Below are 19208 nucleotides of genomic sequence, written 5' to 3' on the forward strand. Positions count from 1 at the left end.
CCGCCGACCGCCGACCGCCGCCGACACCGTCTCCGACCACCAACCCACGGCCCAACCCACGACCAACCCACCACCAACCCACCGCCGACCACCAGGAGCACCCCGAATGACCGACCCGACCCCGACCCCGACCCTCGACCTCACGGCGCAGACCAGGATCGTCGCGCGCCTCGCCGAGGGCGTGTCCGACGCGCAGCTCGCGGACCCGACGCCGTGTCCGGACTACGCCGTGCGTCACCTGCTGGGCCACCTGATCGGGCTCACCGTCGCCTTCCGCGACGCCGGGCGCAAGGACCTGGGCGTCACCACCGACACCAGCCCGGAGGCGTCCCTGCCGGACATCGGACCCGGCTGGCGCGAGGAGCTGCCCAAGCTGCTCGACGAGCTGGCCGAGGTCTGGCTCGACCCGGCCGCCTGGACCGGCATGACCCGGGCCGGTGGCGTGGACCTGCCGGGTGACGTCGCCGGCGCGGTCGTGACGGACGAGCTGGTGATCCACGGCTGGGACCTGGCCCGCGCCACCGGGCAGGACTACGCGCCCGACCCGACGGCGCTCCAGGCCACGCACGCGTTCGTGACCGCGGCGGCCGCCGAGCCGCCCGGCGGGAACAACATCTTCGGCCCGCCCGTCCCGGTCCCCGCCGACGCCCCGCTGCTCGACCGCACGGTGGGCTTGAGCGGCCGCGACCCGCATTGGACATCCCGCGACTGAAACATCTCTTATCGCCATACAGTGGACCCCCGAGGGCGGCATCACCAGCCCCGGGGGTCCACTCATGTCACCCGCAAACCGGACACAAGCCTCAACGTAGGCGATCGGGGACCGATTTCGGCGTCACCCCGACTTCTTCCGCTCGAAGCATTGACGAAACAGCAAGCCCTTTCTACCTTCAACGCGTCGTACTTCGTACGTCATATATGAGACGCGATATGCGAGATCCGAGAGGCGCGCATGACCTCTGTGCCCACGCCGATCCCCTCACGCACGCAGTTCGTGCTGGAGGAGATCAAACGCCGCATCCTCACCGGGCAGTTGACGCCGGGTCAGGCCCTGGTCGAGACCGAGCTCGCCGCCCAGTTCGGAGTCTCCAAGACCCCTGTGCGCGAGGCGCTCAAGACCCTGGCCGGCACCGGACTGGTCGTGATGAGCCAGTACAAGGGCGTCACGGTGCGCATGGTGGACGCGGACATGGCGCGCGAGGTCTACGACGTCCGGCTGCTGCTGGAGCCCGAGGCGCTGCGGCGGGCGGTGCTGCGCGGATCCGCCCTGGACGCCGCGAAGGACGCGCTCACCCGCGCCGACGGCGCCACGGACACCGCCGAACGCTCGCTGGCCAACCGGGAGTTCCACCGCGCCCTGTACCTGCCCTGCGGCAACCCGCTGCTCGGCCGGATGCTGGACGAGGTGCGCGACCAGGCGGCTCTGGTCTCCGCCGTCGCCTGGGCCGCCGACCCCTCCTGGGAGCGGGAGGCCAGCGAGCACCGCGAGATACTGCGCCTCGCCCTCGAAGGTGACGCGGACGGCGCGGCACGCGCCCTCCACGCGCACATCGCGTCGTTCGTCGAGCGGGCCTTCCCCACAGCGGAATACGAGGCCCAGGGAGAGGACGGTCAGGCATGACATCGACGTTCGAGACCCAGCGGGCGGCCCTGGCCGACGTGGTGGCGATCCCGGTGACCCCGTTCGCCGCGGACGGCTCCGTCGACCGGGACACCTACCGGGCCCTGCTGCGTCGGCTGCTCGACGGTGGCGTCACGACCCTGACCCCCAACGGCAACACCGGCGAGTTCTACGCCCTCACCCCCGAGGAGCGCACCCTCGTCACGGAGCTGACCGTCGAGGAGACCGGCGACCGGGCCGTCGTGCTGGTCGGCGTCGGCCACGACGTGCCGACCGCCGTCGCCTCCGCCCGGCACGCCCGTGACCTGGGCGCCCAGATGGTCATGGTGCACCAGCCCGTGCACCCCTACGTCTCGCAGAGCGGCTGGGTCGACTACCACCGCGCGATCGCCGACGCCGTCCCCGAGCTGGGCGTCGTGCCGTACATCCGCAACGCGCAGCTCACCGGCGCCCGGCTCGCCGAACTCGCCGACGACTGCCCCAACGTGATCGGCGTCAAGTACGCCGTCCCGGACGCCGCGCGGTTCGCCGCGTTCGCCCGTGACGCGGGCCTCGACCGCTTCGTGTGGGTCGCCGGGCTCGCCGAGCCGTACGCCCCGTCCTACTTCTCCGCGGGCGCCACCGGCTTCACCTCCGGCCTCGTCAACGTCGCCCCGTCCGTCTCGCTGAACATGCTTGAGGCGCTGCGGGCCGGCGACTACGCGGGCGCCATGAAGGTGTGGGAGCAGATCCGCCGCTTCGAGGAGCTGCGCGCCGCCAACGGCTCCGCCAACAACGTCACCGTCGTCAAGGAGGCCCTCGCCTCGCTCGGCCTGTGCCGCCGCGAGGTCCGCCCGCCGAGCAGGCCGCTGCCCGAGGGCGAGCGCGCCGAGGTCGCCGCCATCGCCTCCGGATGGTCCGTATGAGCACGCCGAGGAAGCGCCCCGAGGACCTGCGCAGCCACCAGTGGTACGGCACCGACGGGCTGCGGTCCTTCAGTCACCGGGCCCGCACCCGCCAGCTCGGCTACCTGCCCGAGGAGCACCTCGGCAAGCCGGTCGTCGCGATCCTCAACACCTGGTCGGACATCAACCCCTGCCACGTGCACCTGCGCGACCGCGCCCAGGCCGTCAAGCGCGGGGTGTGGCAGGCGGGCGGCTTCCCGCTGGAGTTCCCGGTCTCCACGCTCAGCGAGACCTTCCAGAAGCCGACCCCGATGCTCTACCGCAACATGCTCGCGATGGAGACCGAGGAGCTGCTGCGCTCCTACCCGGTCGACGGCGCCGTGCTGATGGGCGGCTGCGACAAGTCCACGCCGGCGCTGCTGATGGGCGCCGCGTCCGTCGACCTGCCCACTGTGTTCGTGCCGGCCGGGCCCATGCTGCCGGGCCACTGGCGGGGCGAGACCCTCGGCTCCGGCACCGACATGTGGAAGTACTGGGACGACAAGCGGGCCGGCCTCATCGGCGACTGCGAGATGCAGGAGCTGGAGAGCGGCCTGGCCCGCTCGCCCGGCCACTGCATGACGATGGGCACCGCGTCCACGCTGACGGCCGCCGCCGAAGCGCTCGGCGTGACCGTCCCGGGCGCCTCCAGCATCCCGGCCGTCGACTCCGGACACGACCGGATGGCCGCCGCCGCGGGACTCAGGATCGTCGAACTGGTCCACCGGGACCGCAGGTTGAGCGACATCCTGACCGCCGACGCCTTCGAGGACGCCGTCACCACCGTGCTCGGCCTCGGCGGTTCCACCAACGCCGTGATCCACCTGATCGCCATGGCGGGCCGCGCCGGGGTGAAGCTCACCCTGGACGACTTCGACCGCATCGCGCGCACCGTGCCGGTGCTGGCCAACGTCCGGCCCGGCGGACAGACGTACCTCATGGAGGACTTCCACTTCGCCGGCGGACTGCCCGGGTTCCTCTCCCGGATCACGGACCTGCTCCACCTGGACCGGCCCACCGTCTCCCACGACACCCTGCGCGAGCAGCTCGCCGGCGCCCAGGTGCACCACGACGACGTCATCCGGCCCCGCGACAACCCGGTCGCCGCCGAGGGCGGGGTCGCCGTGCTGCGCGGCAACCTCTGCCCGGACGGCGCCGTCATCAAGCACATCTCCGCCGAACCGCACCTGCTGCGGCACACCGGCCCCGCCGTCGTCTTCGACGACTACAGGACCATGCAGCGCACCATCAACGACCCGGCGCTGAACATCACCGCCGACAGCGTGCTGGTGCTGCGCAACGCCGGCCCCAAGGGCGGCCCCGGCATGCCCGAGTACGGGATGCTGCCCATCCCCGACCACCTGCTCAAGCAGGGCGTGCGGGACATGGTCCGCATCTCCGACGCCCGCATGAGCGGCACGAGTTACGGCGCGTGCGTCCTGCACGTCGCGCCCGAGTCGTACGTCGGCGGCCCGCTCGCCCTCGTGCGCACCGGCGACCTGATCACCCTGGACGTGGCGGCGCGCTCCCTGCACCTGCACGTGGACGACGCGGAACTCCGGCGCCGCAAGGAGGCGTGGACGCCGCCTCCCGTGCGCTACGAGCGCGGCTACGGCGCGCTCTACAACGAGCAGATCACCCAGGCCGACACCGGCTGCGACTTCGAGTTCCTCGCGCGGCCGGGCAAGGTGCAGGACCCGTACGCGGGCTGAACGGACCCGGCACCGCCCCGCGGTGGGCCGGACACACGCAGAGCACGACAGAAAGCGCTTCACCCCGCACGAGAACGCTCAAGATCGGAGAACTGTCATGGCCCAAGCCGCAGCCGTGGCGAAACCGCCCGCGCCACCCCGGCGGCGCCGTGCCTCCGCCACCCCGCGCAGGCTCCCCTACCTGCTGATCGCCCCGGCGGCCCTGCTCATGCTGGGCTTCATCGCCTACCCGGTCATCAGCGTCTTCTACTACAGCCTGCAGCACTACAACCCCACCAAGCCCTGGCGGGACGGATTCGCGGGCCTCGACAACTTCGTCCACGCCTTCACCGAGGACCCCATCTTCTGGGACACCCTCGTCTTCAGCGCCAAGTGGGTCTTCGTCGAGGTCACCCTCCAGCTGCTGTTCGGTCTCGCGCTGGCCCTCATCGTCAACCAGACCTTCGTGGGCCGGTCCATCGGCCGCGCCCTGGTCTTCTCCCCGTGGGCCGTCTCCGGCGTGCTCACCTCCGCGATCTGGGTGCTGCTCTACAACTCCCAGACCGGCATCAGCCGTTACCTCGCCGACATGGGCATCGGCTCGTACGGCACCAGCTGGCTGTCGGACACCTCCACCGTGTTCTCCGCGGCGATCGTCGCCGACCTGTGGCGCGGCGTGCCCTTCTTCGCGATCCTCATCCTCGCCGACCTCCAGTCCGTCTCCAAGGACCTCTACGAGGCCGCCGAAGTGGACGGCGCCAGCCGCATCAAGCAGTTCTGGCACATCACGCTGCCGCACCTGAAGGACGCCATCATCCTGTCCACGCTGCTGCGCGCGGTGTGGGAGTTCAACAACGTCGACCTGCTCTACACCCTGACCGGCGGCGGACCCGCGGGCGAGACCACGACCCTGCCGCTCTACATCGCCAACACCAGCGTCGACGCCCACAACTTCGGCTACGCGTCGGCCCTGACCACGGTGGCGTTCGTGATTCTGCTCTTCTGCTCGATCGTCTACCTGAGGCTGAGCAAGTTCGGAGGCGACAACAAGTGATCACCAAAGAGGCCACCGAGGTCGCTCCCGCACCCGAGCGCGTCACTCCCCAGCCCCCGCCCCCGGCCGGCCGGCGCCGCGCCTGGGACGAGGCCCCGCGCTGGCAGATCTACCTGCCGCTCTCCGTCTACCTCGTCTTCACCCTGATCCCGTTCTACTGGATCCTGCTCTTCGCGCTGCGCCCGGCGGGCTCGACCTCGCTGGTGCCCTGGCCGATGACCTTCGAGCACTTCGACAAGGTGTGGACCGACCGCAGCTTCGGCGTCTACTTCCAGAACAGCGTGCTCGTCGGCCTCGCCACCCTGGTGATGACGACGGTCGTCGCCCTGGCCGGCGGCTACGCGCTGGCCCGGTTCAACTTCCGGGTCAAGCAGGCCTTCATGCTCGCCCTGCTGTGCTCCCAGTTCGTGCCCGGCGCGCTGCTGCTGGTCCCGCTGTTCGAGATCTTCGCCGAACTGCAGATGATCAACTCGCTGGGCAGCGTCATCATCGCCGAGACGGTGTTCCAGCTGCCGCTGTCGATGATCCTCATCAGCAACTTCATCAAGAACGTGCCCTATTCCCTGGAGGAGGCGGCCTGGGTCGACGGCTGCGGCCGGATGAAGGCCTTCCGGATCATCGTCCTGCCGCTGCTGCGGCCCGGTCTGATCGCCGTCGGCTCCTTCGCCTTCGTGCACTCCTGGAACCACTTCCTGTTCGCCCTGATGTTCCTCAACAACCAGGACAAGCAGACCATCCCCGTCGGCCTCAACACCCTGATGAGCGCGGACAGCGTCGACCTCGGCGCGCTCGCCGCGGGCGGCATCATCGCGGCCGTGCCGGTCGTGCTGGTCTTCGCCTTCATCCAGAAGTGGCTCATCACCGGCTTCAGCGCGGGGGCGGTGAAGGGATGAGACTCCGCCACGCCGCCGCGACCGCCGCCCTGCTGGGACTGCTGTGCGTCCCCGCGCACGCCGAGGGCCGCGACATCAGCCGCGACACCCTCCCCGCGAACGACGGCTGGGCCGCCGCCGGGCCGGGCACCACCGGCGGCGCGGCGGCCGACGACGCCCACGTGTACACCGTCACCGACCGCGCCGGCCTGGTCCGCGCCCTCGACGGCGGCAGCGACACCCCGAAGATCATCCGCATCGCCGGGACGATCGACGTCAACACCGACGACGACGGCGACCACCTCGACTGCGCCGACTACACCACCGGCGGCTACAGCCTGCGCGGCTACCTCGCCGCCTACGACCCCCGCACCTGGGGCGCCGCCAAGCCGTCCGGCCCGCAGGAGGACGCCCGCCGGGCCTCCGCCGCCCGGCAGGCCGAACGGATCGTGCTGCCCGTCGGCTCCCACACCACGATCGTCGGGCTCGGCGACGACGCCGTCCTCAAGGGCGCCGGCCTCCAGATCAAGGACGCGGAGAACGTCATCGTCCGCAACCTCGAACTGCGCGACGCCTACGACTGCTTCCCCGCCTGGCAGCCCAACACCGGCGGCCTCGGCGACTGGAAGGCGGCCTACGACAACATCTGGCTGACCGGCGCCCGGCACGTCTGGATCGACCACGTCACCCTGTCCGACAAGGGCCACCCGGACGAGAAGGAACCCACCTACTTCGGCCGCAACTTCCTGCGCCACGACGGCCTGCTCGACATCACCAACGGCTCCGACCTGGTGACCGTGTCCTGGAGCCGCCTCGCCGGCCACGACAAGGCGATGCTCATCGGCAACAGCGACTCCGCCACCGGCGACCGCGGAAGGCTCCGCGTCACCCTGCACCACAACGAGTTCGAGGCGATCGTGCAGCGCGCCCCGCGCGTCCGCTACGGCCAGGTGCACGTCTACAACAACCGCTACGTCGTCCCCGAGGGCACCGACCACCGGTACTCCCTCGGCATCGGCACCGAGTCCGCCGTGTACGCCGAGAACAACGCCTTCACCACCCCCCACCACGTGGAGGCCGCCGACCTGGTCAAGAGCTGGAACGGCACCGCCCTGCACGCCACCGGCACCCTCTTCAACGGCTACCCGGTCGACCTGCTCGCCCTCAACAACTCCTACAACTCCGGCAGCGAGCGCGATCTGACCGGCGACGCCGGCTGGACACCCACCCTGCACGGAACCATCGACAGCGCACAGGCGGCCGACCGGGACGTGGCCCGCGGCGCCGGCGCGGGGAGGATCCCATGAGCACACCGCTGCCCGTCGTCCTCGCCGGCGCCCGCGGCCACGGACGCTGGCACCTCGCCAACATCCGCCGCCTGCAGGACCTCGGCCTCGTCCGCCTCGCCGGCGTCTGCGAACTCACCCCGCTCAGCGACGAGGAACTCGACGGCCTCGGCACGCCCGAGCAGTCCGCCGACTTCGGCGCCCTGCTGGACTCCACCGGCGCCCGGATCGCCGTGATCTGCACCCCCATCCCGACCCACACCGACCTCGCGCTCACCGCCGCCGAACGGGGCGTGAACATCCTTCTGGAGAAGCCCCCGGCGCCCTCCCACGCCGAGTACCGCCGCATGGCCGACGGCGTCGCCGCGGCCGGCGTGGCCTGCCAGATCGGCTTCCAGTCGCTCGGCTCGCACGCCGTGCCCGCCATCCGCGAACTGATCGCCGACGGCGCCATCGGCGAACTCGTCGGCCTCGGCGGCGCCGGCGCCTGGGCGCGCGACGAGGCGTACTTCCGGCGCGCGCCGTGGGCGGGCAAGCGGCGCATGAACGGCGTCGACGTCGTCGACGGCGTGCTCACCAACCCCCTCGCGCACGCCGTCGTCACCGCCCTCGCGCTCGGCGGAAGCACCCGCGCCGAGGACGTCACCGCCATCGAGACCGAACTGCTGCGCGCCAACGACATCGAGGCCGACGACACCTCCTGCGTACGCATCACCACCGCGCAGGGCCACCCCGTCACCGTCGCCGTCACCCTGTGCGCCGAGGAACCCGGCGAGCCCTACGTCCTCGTGCACGGCAGCAGCGGCCGGATCACCTTCTGGTACAAGCAGGACCGCGTGCTCCTCCAGCGCGCCGGACACGGCCCCGAAGAGGTCGTGCACGGCCGCACCGACCTGCTGGAGAACCTCGTCGCCCACCTCACCGACGGCGCCGACCTCCTCGTCACACCGGACGCCACGGGCGCCTTCATGGCGGTCGTCGAAGCCGTACGGCAGGCCCCCGACCCGGCACCGCTGCCGGCCGGGTCCTGGCGCCACGTCCCCGGCGAGAACCGCCGCGTCGTCCCCGGCGTCGACGGGCTCGTCGCGGCCGCCGCCGACACCCTCTCCCTCTACTCCGAACTCGGCGCCCCCTGGGCGCTGCCCGCCGAGCACCGCCACAAGGAGGCGAGCGCCCGATGAACGGCAACGACTCCCCGGTCCTGCGCGTCGCCGGCCGCCCCGTGGCCCGGTACGTCGTGCGGCCCGAACTGCCCGCCCGGCTGTCCCCGCGCCCCTACCTGCACCCCGTCACCACCCTGTCCGGTGTGGCCGTCACCGAGCTGAGCCCCGCCGACCACCCGCACCACCTCGGCGTCGGTGTCGCCGTTCCCGACGTCGAGGGGCACAACTTCTGGGGCGGACGCACCTACGTCCGCGACCAGGGCCCCACCGAGCTCGACAACCACGGCGCCCAGCGGCACACCGCGTTCCAGCTCCGCGACCCCGACGGCTTCGTGGAGGAACTGCGCTGGGTGGCCGCCGGGAACGAACTGCTGCGCGAGCGCCGCACCGTCGCCGCCACCGAACTCACCGACACCGCCTGGGCGTTGGACCTCACCTTCTCCCTCACCAACGTCACCGACGGAATGCTGTCCATCGGCAGCCCCGCCACCAACGGGCGCCCCGGCGCCGCGTACGGCGGCTTCTTCTGGCGGGCCCGCAAGGAGGACACCGCACCCGACGTCTTCACCCCCGACGCCGAGGGCGAGAGCGAGGTGCACGGCAGCCCCGCCGACTGGCTGGCGCTCACCGGCTCCGCCTGGACGCTGGTGTTCGCCGGGGCCACCGACGCCACCCGCCGCGACCCGTGGTTCGTGCGCACCGCCGAGTACCCGGGCGTCGGCTCGTCCCTGGCACACACCGCACGCGTCCCCATGCCGCCCGGCGACACCGTCGTCCGCCGCGCAGTCACCGTCGTCGCCGACGGACGCCTCGACCGGGACACCGCCGCCGCACTCGTCCGCAAGGCGGTGAGCGCGTGACCGCCGCCCCGGCCGACGCCACCTACCGCAACCCGGTCCTCGACGCCGACTGGTCCGACCCGGACGTCGTCCGCGTCGGCGACGACTTCTACCTGACCGCCTCCAGCTTCGGCCGCGCCCCCGGCCTGCCGCTGCTGCACTCCCGCGACCTCGTCAACTGGACCCTGATCGGCCACGCCCTCGAACGCCTCGAACCCGCCGAGGAGTTCGCCGTGCCCCGGCACGACTGCGGGGTCTGGGCGCCGTCCCTGCGTCACCACGACGGCCGCTACTGGATCTTCTGGGGCGACCCCGACCACGGCATTTTCCAGGTCAACGCCCCCGACATCCGCGGCCCGTGGACCCCCGCGCACCTGGTCAAGGCCGGCAAGGGCCTGATCGACGCCTGCCCGCTGTGGGACGACGAGACCGGCGAGGCGTACCTCGTGCACGCCTGGGCCAAGTCCCGCTCCGGCATCAAGAACCGCCTCACCGGGCACCGCATGCGCCCCGACGGCACCGGCGTCCTCGACGAGGGCAAGGTGATCGTGGACGGCGACCGCATCCCCGGCTGGTTCACCCTCGAAGGCCCCAAGCTCTACCGGCACGACGGCTGGTTCTGGATCCTGGCGCCCGCCGGGGGAGTGGAGACCGGCTGGCAGGGCGCCTTCCGCTCCCGCGACTTCTTCGGCCCCTACGAGGAGCGCATCGTCCTGGAGCAGCGGGACACCGACGTCAACGGACCGCACCAGGGCGGCTGGGTGCGCACCCCGGCCGGCGAGGACTGGTTCCTGCACTTCCAGCAGCGCGGCGCCTACGGCCGCGTGGTCCACCTCCAGCCCATGAGCTGGGACACCCACGGCTGGCCGGTGCTCGGTGACAACGGCGCCCCCGTCACCGAGCACCGGCGCCCCGCCCTCCCGCCGCAGCCGCCCGCCGCCCCGGCCACCGACGACGACTTCCCCGGCGGACGGTACGGCCGCCAGTGGCAGTGGACGGCCAACCCCGACGACGGCTGGGCCACCCAGCACTCCGCCGACGGACTCCGCCTGACCTGCGTGCGCTCGGCCGCCGCGCACGACCCGCGCGTCCTGCCGAACGTGCTCACGCAGCGGCTGCCCGGCATGCCCTGCGTGGTCGAGGTCGAGCTGAGCCTCGCCGCCGAGGAGCCCGGCGCCCGCGCCGGACTCGTCGTCCTCGGCGACGCGTTCGGCTGGATCGGACTGGAGCGCGGCGCGGACGGGGCGGTGCGCCTGGTGCACCGCTTCGGCGAGAGCGTCGCGGAGCGGGAACGGGACGCCGCCCACCCCCGGCTCGCCCCCGACGGCCGGGCCCGGCTGCGGATCGAGACCCGCGCCGGTGCGCGCTGCCGGTTCTCCGCCGACACCGGCGACGGCTTCCGCTCCTCGGGACCGGTGTTCGCCGCCACCCCCTGGCGCTGGGTCGGCGCCCTGCTCGGCCTGTACGCCGTCGCGCCCGAGGGACACGGGCACGCCGGCACCGCGATGTTCACGCACTTCAGGATCACGCCCTCGTAACCCCCTTCACCCGTACGCCTGTTGGGAGCCGCAATGACGCACTTCCGGAGCAAGCGCTTGCCAGGTCCTGGCAGAGCCCTGGCCGCCGTCGTGGCACTGGCCGCGGCCCTGGGCCTGGGCGCGGTCGGGGAGGCGAGCGCGGACGACCCCGGCGAGCGCGCCGCCACGACGACGGCCGGCGGCGCCGGACCGGCCGCGGCCGAGGCCGACCGCTTCAGCGACCGGGCGCACGGCTTCGCCTCCCTCGCCGGCGGCACCACCGGCGGCGCGGGCGGCAAGGTCGTCACCGTCACCGACCAGGCCTCGCTCGCCCGGTACGCGGCTGCCGAGGAGCCCTACGTCATCCGGGTCGCGGGCTCGATCCCCGTCGCGCCGTTCGGCTCGGACGTCGTCGTCGCCTCGAACAAGACGATCATCGGCGTCGGCGACACGGGCGAGATCGTGCACGGCGAACTCCACCTGAACCCCGGCACGCACAACGTGATCATCCGCAACCTGACGATCCGGGACTCCTACGTCGAGGGCGACTGGGACGGCAAGACCAGCGACTTCGACGCCATCCAGATGGACTCCGTCCACCACGTCTGGATCGACCACAACCACTTCACGCACATGGGCGACGGACTCCTCGACATCCGCAAGGACAGCGAGTACATCACCGTCTCCCACAACCGCTTCACGAACCACAACAAGGCGCTCGGCATCGGCTGGACGAGCAACGTCAAGACGCAGATCACCATCGACCACAACCTGTTCAGCGGCACCAAACAGCGCAACCCGTCCGCCGACAACTGCGCCTACGCGCACCTCTACAACAACCACCTGACCTCGCCCGCCGACCCCGGCGACCCGGTGTGGACGTACGGCAACTGGGCGCGCGGCGGCACGAGGATGGTGATCGAGAACAGCTACTACGACGGCGTCCAGCATCCCCACCAGGCGGATGCCACCGCCGAGTTGGTGGAACGCGGCTCGGTCCTGAAGGACACCACCGGCCGGCATGACGAGTGGGGCGACGCGTTCGACCCGCGCGACTTCTACGACTACCACCTCGACGCCGCCGAGGCCGTCCCGGCGCTCGTCGCCCGGTTCTCCGGCCCGCGCAAGCAGATCGGCACGGTACTGCACGTCCCGGGCGCCTACCCGACCGTGCAGGCCGCCGTGGACGCCGTGCCCGCCGGCAACGACGTGCCGGTGACGATCGCCGTCGCGCCGGGAACGTACCGCGCGAAGGTCCACATTCCCGCAGAAAAGCCGAAGATCGTGCTGCAGGGGACTGGACAGGACCGGTCGGACACCGTCATCGTCTACGACACGCCCGCCGCGTACGGCGGCTCCACCGGGAGCGCGACCGTACGGATCGCCGCGAACGACGTCACGGCGCGGAACCTCACCTTCAGCAACGACTTCGACGAGGCCGCGCACGAACTCGGCGCCGAGCAGGCGCTGGCGATGAAGACGACGGGCGACCGGATCGTCTTCGAGGACACCGCCTTCCTGGGCAACCAGGACACCCTGATGACCGACAGCCCCAAGCTGACCACCATCAGCCGGGTCTACATCCGCGATTCGTACATCGAAGGCGACGTCGACTTCATCTACGGGCGGGCCACCACGGTCGTCGAGCGCTCCGTCATCCGCGCGCTCAGCCGGGGCTCGGCCACCAACAACGGCTACATCACCGCCGCGTCCACCTGGAAGGGCAACCCGTACGGGTTCCTGATCACGGACTCGAAGGTGGTGAGCGACGCCCCGGCGGACTCGTACCACCTCGGACGGCCCTGGCACCCGGGCGGCGAGCCCGACGCGGTCGGCCAGGTGCTGTTCCGCGACACGGAACTGCCGGCCGCGGTCAAGTCCGCGCCCTGGACGGACATGAGCGGCTTCTCCTGGCGGGACGCGCGGTTCGCCGAGTACCGCAACTCCGGTCCGGGCGCCGCCGTCACCGCCGACCGGCCGCAGCTGAGCGACACGGACGCGACCGCGTACACCGTCGCCGCCTACCTCGGGGGCACCGACGGCTGGGCCCCGCACGCCCGCCGCTGAACGCACCCGGAGCCTCGACCCCCACAACTTCACATCACCGCTGGATCCCGGAAGAAGAAGAGAGCCGACCAATGAAGATCAGCATTCGCAGCAGCAGAAGCACCGGCGGGCGCCGCACCTCGGCCGCCGTCGCCCTGGGTGCCGTGCTCGCGCTCACCGCCACCGCCTGCGGCGACGACGGCAGCGGTGCGGGCGGGGACGCCGGCGCCGACGGCAGCGGCAAGGGCAAGATCGTCTTCTGGGACAACAACGGCGGTGTCCGCACGGACATCTGGAAGGAGATCATCGCCGACTTCGAGAAGGCCAACCCGGAGATCGACGTCGAGTACGTCGGCATCGCCTCCACCGAGTACCAGTCGAAGGTCGACACCGCCATCCAGGGCGGCGGCCTGCCGGACGTCGGCGGCGTCGGCGCGGCCATGCTCGCCGGGTTCGCCGCGCAGGACGCGCTGGAGCCGCTGGACTTCCGGCTCACCAAGTCCTCGCTCAACGGCAAGCTCAACGAGGACATGCTCACGTCCCTGAAGGCGGCGGGCGGCGGCGACGACCGCCTGTACTCGGTGCCGACCTCCGCCAACAACGGCGTGCTGTACTACCGCACCGACCTGTTCCAGAAGGCCGGCCTGGACGAGCCGTCGACCTGGGACAACTTCTACAAGGCGGCGGAGAAGCTCACCAACGCCAAGAAGAACGAGTTCGGTTACACCATCCGCGGCGGCGCCGGTTCCATCGCGCAGGCGCTGGACGCGATGTACGGGCAGTCCGGGATCACGTCCTTCTGGGACTCCACGGGTGAGAAGACCACCGTCAACGACCCGAAGAACGTCGAGGCGCTGGAGAAGTACGCGGCCCTCTACAAGAAGGCCACGCCGGCCGCCGACCTGAACAACGACTTCACCAAGATGGTCGCCCAGTGGGACTCCGGCACCATCGGCATGCTGAACCACAACCTCGGTTCGTACCAGGACCACGTGAAGGCCTTCGGCACCGACAAGTTCCGGGGCATTCCGCAGCCGACCGGCCCCGGCGGCAAGCGCGTCCAGGTGTCCAACCCGGTGGACGGGCTCGGCCTGTTCAAGAGCTCCAAGAACAAGGACGCGGCCTGGAAGTTCATCGAGTTCGCCGTCTCGCACGAGGAGAACTCGAAGTTCAACGAGTCGGCGGGACAGGTGCCGGCGAACACGGACGCGGCGAAGGACGAGTGGGTCACCAAGGCGGAGCCGACGAAGCTGGCCGCCCAGGCGCTGTCGGACGGGTCGACGACGATCGTGCAGCTGCCGTACTACCTGCCGGACTGGAACACGATCTCCAAGGCCGACAACGAGCCGAACTTCCAGAAGGTGCTGCTCGGGAAGATGAGCGCGAAGGACTTCCTGGACACGTTGGCCGAGCAGCTGAACGCCGCGCAGGCCGAGTGGGATGAGCAGAAGGGCTGACGCCCCTCCGGATCCCGGTTTGTCGGGGGCGGCTCGGGTTTCGCTTCGGGCCGCGGGCCGTCCCCTTGTAAGCGTTCCGTCACCCCCTTCTGGAAAGGTGCCCCTGCCGTGTCTCTGAGCCGTAGACAAGTTGCCGTCGCCGCCATGGCCGCCGTTCCTCTCTTGCTGGGCGCGGGGGGTGTTGCTCAGGCCGGTGGGAAGCGGGCTCGGACGTTGTTCATCGCCGGGGATTCCACCGCCGCCCAGAAGTACGCCGACGCCGCTCCCGAGACCGGGTGGGGGATGGCCGCGCCCTTCTTCCTGCATTCCGGGATCGCGGTGTCCAACCATGCCGTCAACGGGCGGAGTTCGAAGAGCTTCGTCGACGAGGGAAGGCTGGACGTGGTGCTCGGGGCCCTGCGGCCCGGGGACTTCCTGCTGATCCAGTTCGCGCACAACGACGAGAAGACCGCGGACCCGACGCGGTACACCGAGCCCTGGAGCACGTACCAGGACTATCTGCGGATGTACGTCGAGGGCGCCCGCGCCCGCGGTGCGCGGCCCGTGCTGGCCACCGCGGTCGAGCGGCGGCGGTTCGACGCCGCCGGCAACGCGCTGCCGACGCACGGCGCGTACCCGGCGGCGATGCGGGCCCTCGCCGCCGAGGAGCAGGTGGCGCTGCTCGACATCCAGGCCCTGTCCCTGGCGCGGTGGCAGGAGCTGGGCGCCGAGGAGACGAAGAAGTACTTCAACTGGACCGCGACCGAGCAGGACAACACGCACTTCAATCCGCCGGGCGCGATCGAGGTCGCGCGGCTGGTGATGCGGGAGTTGCTGCGCACCCGGGTGCTCGCGCCGAGCGACACCCACCGTCTGGACGACGCGATCCCCGAGTCGTGGGTCACCTGGCCCGAGGCCACCGCGTAAGAACCTGACCACTCCGAAGAAGGAGAGCCGCACAGTGAACAGACACGTATGGCATGGGCATGCCATGAGAGTGGGTGTGCTGGCCGGGTGCACCGCACTCGTGCTGTCCCTCACCGGGACCGCCGCGCAGGCGCACGGCGACATCGCCCGGCAGACGCTCGGCGCGGGCGACGGCTGGGGCTCGTACGGCACCGGCACCACCGGAGGCGCCGCGGCCGACGCCGAGCACGTCCACACCGTGACCACGTGGGCGCAGTTCAAGGCCGCCCTCGCGGCCGGCGGCGACGCGCCGAAGATCATCAAGATCAAGGGCATGATCGACGCCGTGGCCGAGGGCTGCGAGGCGTTCGAGGCCGACGGCTACGACTTCGACCAGTACCTCGCCGACTACGACCCCGCCGTCTGGGGTTACGACACCGAGGTGAGCGGCCCCCAGGAGGACCTGCGGGCGGCCTCGGCGAAGAACCAGGACACGGCCATCAAGGCCGCCGTCCCCAGCAACACCACCATCGTCGGCATCGGCCGCAACCCCGGCATCCGCGGCGGCAGCCTCCAGATCCGCGGCGTCGACAACGTCATCGTCCGCAACCTCACCATCGAGGCCCCGCTCGACTGCTTCCCGCAGTGGGACCCGACCGACGGCGCCACCGGCGCCTGGAACTCCGAGTACGACGCGGTCGTTGTCTACGGCTCGACCCACGTGTGGATCGACCACAACACCCTCACCGACGGCCGCCACCCGGACAGCTCCCTGCCGACGTACTACGGCGAGACCTACCAGCAGCACGACGGCCTGCTCGATGTCGTCCGGGGCGCCGACTACGTCACCGCGTCGTGGAACTCCTTCGAGGACCACGACAAGACCATCCTGATCGGCAACAGCGACAGCGCCGCCGCCACCGACACGGACAAGCTCAAGGTCACCCTGCACCACAACCGCTTCGAGGGCATCGTCGAGCGCGCCCCGCGCGTCCGCTTCGGCCAGGTCGACGCGTACAACAACCACTTCGTGGTGACCGACGACCAGAGCTACGGCTACACCTTCGGCATCGGCAAGGAGTCGCGGCTGTACGCGACCCACAACGCCTTCTCCCTGCCGGACGGCGTCAGCGCCGCCAAGACGCTGAAGAAGTGGAGCGAGGCGCCGCTCACCGCCGAGCACAACTTCGTCAACGGCGCGCTCACCGACCTGATCGCCGTGCACAACGCCGAGATCCCCGCCGAGACCCTCCAGTCCGGCGCCGGCTGGACGCCGACCCTGCGCACCAAGGTCGACCCGCCGCGCTGGGTCCCCGCGCTCGTCGACTGGCGCGCGGGCGCCGGCCGCCTCGGCTGACGCACCCCGAACCGGCCGGGGCGGCCCGCACCGCAACCCCAGCAGGGCTGCGCCCGCCCCGGCCCCGCACCACCACCCCCCACGGCGAGGAAGTACCCCCAAGCCCTGCCCCCTGCCCCCGCAGACCCACCCGCACGAGCCGCACCGCAAGGAGCACCCGCATGCCCTCGCCCCAGCCCACCCCGTCCAGAAGAGGGTTCCTGCTCGCGACCGCCGCGGCCGGTGCCGCGCTCGGTCTCGCGCCCGGCACCGCCTCCGCCGCCGCCCGCCCCGGCCCGTTCGGCCGGTACGGCTCACCGGCCGCCCGCCTCACCCCGGGCACCCTGTACGTCGACCCGCACGGCCGGGGCGACTTCACCTCCGTGCAGGCCGCCGTGAACGCCGCCACCGGCCACGGCCGCACGCTGGTCATCGCGCCCGGCACCTACCGCGAGACCGTCTCCGTCGACGCCACCCGCACCGGGATGACCTGGCTCGGCGCCGGGGACGGCCCGCGAGACGTCGTCGTCGTGTACGACAACGCGGCCGGCACCCCCAAGCCCGACGGCTCCGGCACCTACGGCACCACCGGCTCCGCCACCACCACCGTCCGGGCCGACGGATTCACCGCCCACCGCGTCACCTTCGCCAACGACTGGCTGCGCGCCGACCACCCGGGCGTCACCGGTACCCAGGCCGTCGCCATCAAGGTGACGGGCGATCGCTCCGCCTTCCACCACTGCCGCTTCCTCGGCCACCAGGACACCCTGTACGCCGACACGAACTCCCTGAGCGTGTTCGCCCGCCAGTACTTCTCGCACTGCTATGCCGAGGGCGACGTCGACTTCGTCTTCGGCCGGGCCACCGCCGTCTTCGAGCACTGCCACTTCCGCACCCTGAACCGCACCGATCTGTCCGGCGCCCCGTACGGCTTCGTGTTCGCGCCGTCCACGGCGGGCGCCAACCCGCGCGGCTACCTCGTCACGAACAGCAGGATCAGCAGCGAGGCCCCGGACGCCCACTACAAGCTGGCCCGCCCCTGGGTGCCCAGCTCCGACCGCACCGCCCGCCCCATGCTCACCGTCCGGGACAGCGTGCTCGACGCGGGCATCGACGCCGCGGCGCCCTACGCCAACATGTCGGACGCCTACCCGTGGCAGGCGCAGCGCTTCGCCGAGTACCGCAACTGGGGGCCCGGCGCCGAGATCACCGTCCCCGAGAACCGGCCCCGGCTGAGCGCCGAGCAGGCCGCGTCCCACACCCCCGCCGCCTACCTCGGCGACTGGAGGCCGCGTGGCCAGCGTCCCGACCGGCCGTGACGCCCTGGGCCGCCGCACCTTCGTGACGGGAGCCGCCGCGGCGGCGTTCCTCGCGGGGCCGGGCGGCGGCTCCGGAGCACAGGCCGCCGAACTCGTCGGCGGCAACCTGCCCGACTTCCACCAGGCACTCAAGGACGAGCTGGACTTCCCGCTCGCCTGGGGCACCTCCCCGGTCCGCGACTTCGGGGCGTGGCGCCGCGCCGCCCGCGCCAAGGTGGAGGAACACCTCCTCGTCGACCGGCAGCACGGCGTGCCGTACGCCCCGGAGTTCACCCACCGCGCCGACGGCGACGGCTGCACGCGCGAACTCGTCACCGTGTCCCTGACCCGGTACGAACGCGTCCGCGGCGCCCTGCTCACCCCGCACGGCACCGGGCCCTTCCCGGCGGTGCTCCTGCTGCACGACCACGGCGCGAAGTTCGACATCGGCAAGGAGAAACTCGTCCGCCCCTGGTACGACGACACCCGGCTGGCCTCCGCGCGGGCCTGGGCGGACCGGTACTTCGGCGGACGCTTCGTCGGTGACGAACTCGCCCGGCGCGGCTACGTCGTGCTCTGCCTGGACGCCCTCGGCTGGTCCGACCGCGGCCCGGTCACCTACGAGCAGCAGCAGGCCCTCGCCTCCAACTTCCTCAACCTCGGCTCCTCGCTCGCCGGACTCACGGCCCGCGAGGACGCCCGCGCCGCCGGATTCCTCGCCGGCCTCGACCGGGTGGACGCCCGCCGCGTCGCCGCCGTCGGCTTCTCCATGGGCGGCTACCGCGCCTGGCAGACGGCCGCGCTCAGCGACCACGTGGCTGCGACGGCGAGCGTGTGCTGGATGACCGGGCTGAAGGAGATGATGGTGCTCGGCAACAACACGCTGCGCGGGCAGTCGTCGTACTACATGCTCCACCCCGGCCTCGCCCGCCACCTCGACATTCCCGACGTGGCGAGCATCGCCGCGCCGCGCCCCATGTACGTCCTCGGCGGCGCGCAGGACACCCTGTTCACCGCCGAGGGGGTCCGCGTGGCGCACGACAGGATGCGCGCCGTCTGGCGTTCCCTGCGCGCCGGGGACCGGCTCCGCACGGAGGTGTGGCCGGGCCTCGGGCACGTCTTCACGGCACCGATGCAGGACGAGGTGTTCGGCTGGCTCGACACGGTGGTGTGAAAGGGTTTCGGTATTTTTCGCGGCCGCCCGGCAACCAACGCGGGCG

16 protein-coding genes are annotated in these 19208 nt (G+C 71.5%); all 16 read left to right on the forward strand.

Annotated features, from left to right (window positions below; all coding sequences use genetic code 11):
- The first annotated feature begins 106 nt into the window (after positions 1–106).
- The 16 genes from ACZ7D7_RS12905 to ACZ7D7_RS12980 all read left to right on the forward strand — a co-directional run bounded on the left by ACZ7D7_RS12905 (position 107) and on the right by ACZ7D7_RS12980 (position 19162).
- Positions 107–712 (forward strand): TIGR03086 family metal-binding protein, encoded by a 606-nt coding sequence (locus ACZ7D7_RS12905; protein ID WP_470824126.1) that lies wholly within the window; start codon positions 107–109, stop codon positions 710–712.
- Between the two features lie 240 nt (positions 713–952).
- Entirely contained in the window at positions 953–1621 is a 669-nt protein-coding gene (locus ACZ7D7_RS12910) for a GntR family transcriptional regulator (protein ID WP_470824127.1), read from the forward strand.
- Positions 1618–2526: a dihydrodipicolinate synthase family protein gene (locus ACZ7D7_RS12915; protein WP_470824129.1), complete on the forward strand. Its 909-nt coding sequence runs from the start codon at positions 1618–1620 to the stop codon at positions 2524–2526. The genes ACZ7D7_RS12910 and ACZ7D7_RS12915 overlap by 4 nt, the downstream gene beginning before the upstream one ends.
- Positions 2523–4256 (forward strand): L-arabinonate dehydratase, encoded by a 1734-nt coding sequence (araD, locus tag ACZ7D7_RS12920; RefSeq protein ID WP_470824130.1) that lies wholly within the window; start codon positions 2523–2525, stop codon positions 4254–4256. The genes ACZ7D7_RS12915 and araD overlap by 4 nt, the downstream gene beginning before the upstream one ends.
- Before the next feature lie 97 nt (positions 4257–4353).
- The gene (locus ACZ7D7_RS12925) at positions 4354–5289 is read left to right on the forward strand and encodes a carbohydrate ABC transporter permease (protein ID WP_470824131.1); all 936 of its coding nucleotides are present in this window, start codon (positions 4354–4356) and stop codon (positions 5287–5289) included.
- Complete coding sequence (locus ACZ7D7_RS12930) at positions 5286–6182, forward strand: carbohydrate ABC transporter permease (protein WP_470824132.1); 897 nt, start codon at positions 5286–5288, stop codon at positions 6180–6182. The genes ACZ7D7_RS12925 and ACZ7D7_RS12930 overlap by 4 nt, the downstream gene beginning before the upstream one ends.
- Complete coding sequence (locus ACZ7D7_RS12935) at positions 6179–7468, forward strand: pectate lyase family protein (RefSeq protein WP_470824133.1); 1290 nt, start codon at positions 6179–6181, stop codon at positions 7466–7468. Before ACZ7D7_RS12930 ends, ACZ7D7_RS12935 begins: the two co-directional genes overlap by 4 nt.
- The gene (locus ACZ7D7_RS12940; protein ID WP_470824135.1) at positions 7465–8628 is read left to right on the forward strand and encodes a Gfo/Idh/MocA family protein; all 1164 of its coding nucleotides are present in this window, start codon (positions 7465–7467) and stop codon (positions 8626–8628) included. Before ACZ7D7_RS12935 ends, ACZ7D7_RS12940 begins: the two co-directional genes overlap by 4 nt.
- Complete coding sequence (locus ACZ7D7_RS12945) at positions 8625–9470, forward strand: DUF6807 domain-containing protein (protein ID WP_470824136.1); 846 nt, start codon at positions 8625–8627, stop codon at positions 9468–9470. Before ACZ7D7_RS12940 ends, ACZ7D7_RS12945 begins: the two co-directional genes overlap by 4 nt.
- Positions 9467–10987 carry a glycoside hydrolase family 43 protein gene (locus ACZ7D7_RS12950; RefSeq protein ID WP_470824137.1) on the forward strand — a complete coding sequence of 507 codons (1521 nt, stop codon included), beginning with the start codon at positions 9467–9469 and terminating at the stop codon, positions 10985–10987. Before ACZ7D7_RS12945 ends, ACZ7D7_RS12950 begins: the two co-directional genes overlap by 4 nt.
- 33 nt (positions 10988–11020) lie before the next feature.
- Positions 11021–13033, forward strand: a complete 2013-nt coding sequence (locus ACZ7D7_RS12955; protein ID WP_470824138.1) for a pectinesterase family protein — start codon at positions 11021–11023, stop codon at positions 13031–13033.
- Between the two features lie 71 nt (positions 13034–13104).
- Positions 13105–14469 (forward strand): ABC transporter substrate-binding protein, encoded by a 1365-nt coding sequence (locus tag ACZ7D7_RS12960; protein ID WP_470824139.1) that lies wholly within the window; start codon positions 13105–13107, stop codon positions 14467–14469.
- Between the two features lie 108 nt (positions 14470–14577).
- Positions 14578–15375 (forward strand): rhamnogalacturonan acetylesterase, encoded by a 798-nt coding sequence (locus ACZ7D7_RS12965; protein WP_470824141.1) that lies wholly within the window; start codon positions 14578–14580, stop codon positions 15373–15375.
- A 64-nt stretch (positions 15376–15439) separates the two neighbouring features.
- A complete protein-coding gene (locus ACZ7D7_RS12970) occupies positions 15440–16711 on the forward strand; it encodes a pectate lyase family protein (protein ID WP_470824142.1) in 1272 nt (423 codons plus the stop codon).
- 161 nt (positions 16712–16872) lie between these two features.
- Positions 16873–18009 carry a pectinesterase family protein gene (locus tag ACZ7D7_RS12975; protein WP_470824143.1) on the forward strand — a complete coding sequence of 379 codons (1137 nt, stop codon included), beginning with the start codon at positions 16873–16875 and terminating at the stop codon, positions 18007–18009.
- Positions 17984–19162 (forward strand): dienelactone hydrolase family protein, encoded by a 1179-nt coding sequence (locus ACZ7D7_RS12980; RefSeq protein WP_470824144.1) that lies wholly within the window; start codon positions 17984–17986, stop codon positions 19160–19162. The genes ACZ7D7_RS12975 and ACZ7D7_RS12980 overlap by 26 nt, the downstream gene beginning before the upstream one ends.
- The last annotated feature ends 46 nt before the right edge of the window (positions 19163–19208 follow it).

It is taken from the genome of Streptomyces sp. NPDC037054 (genome assembly GCF_055606745.1).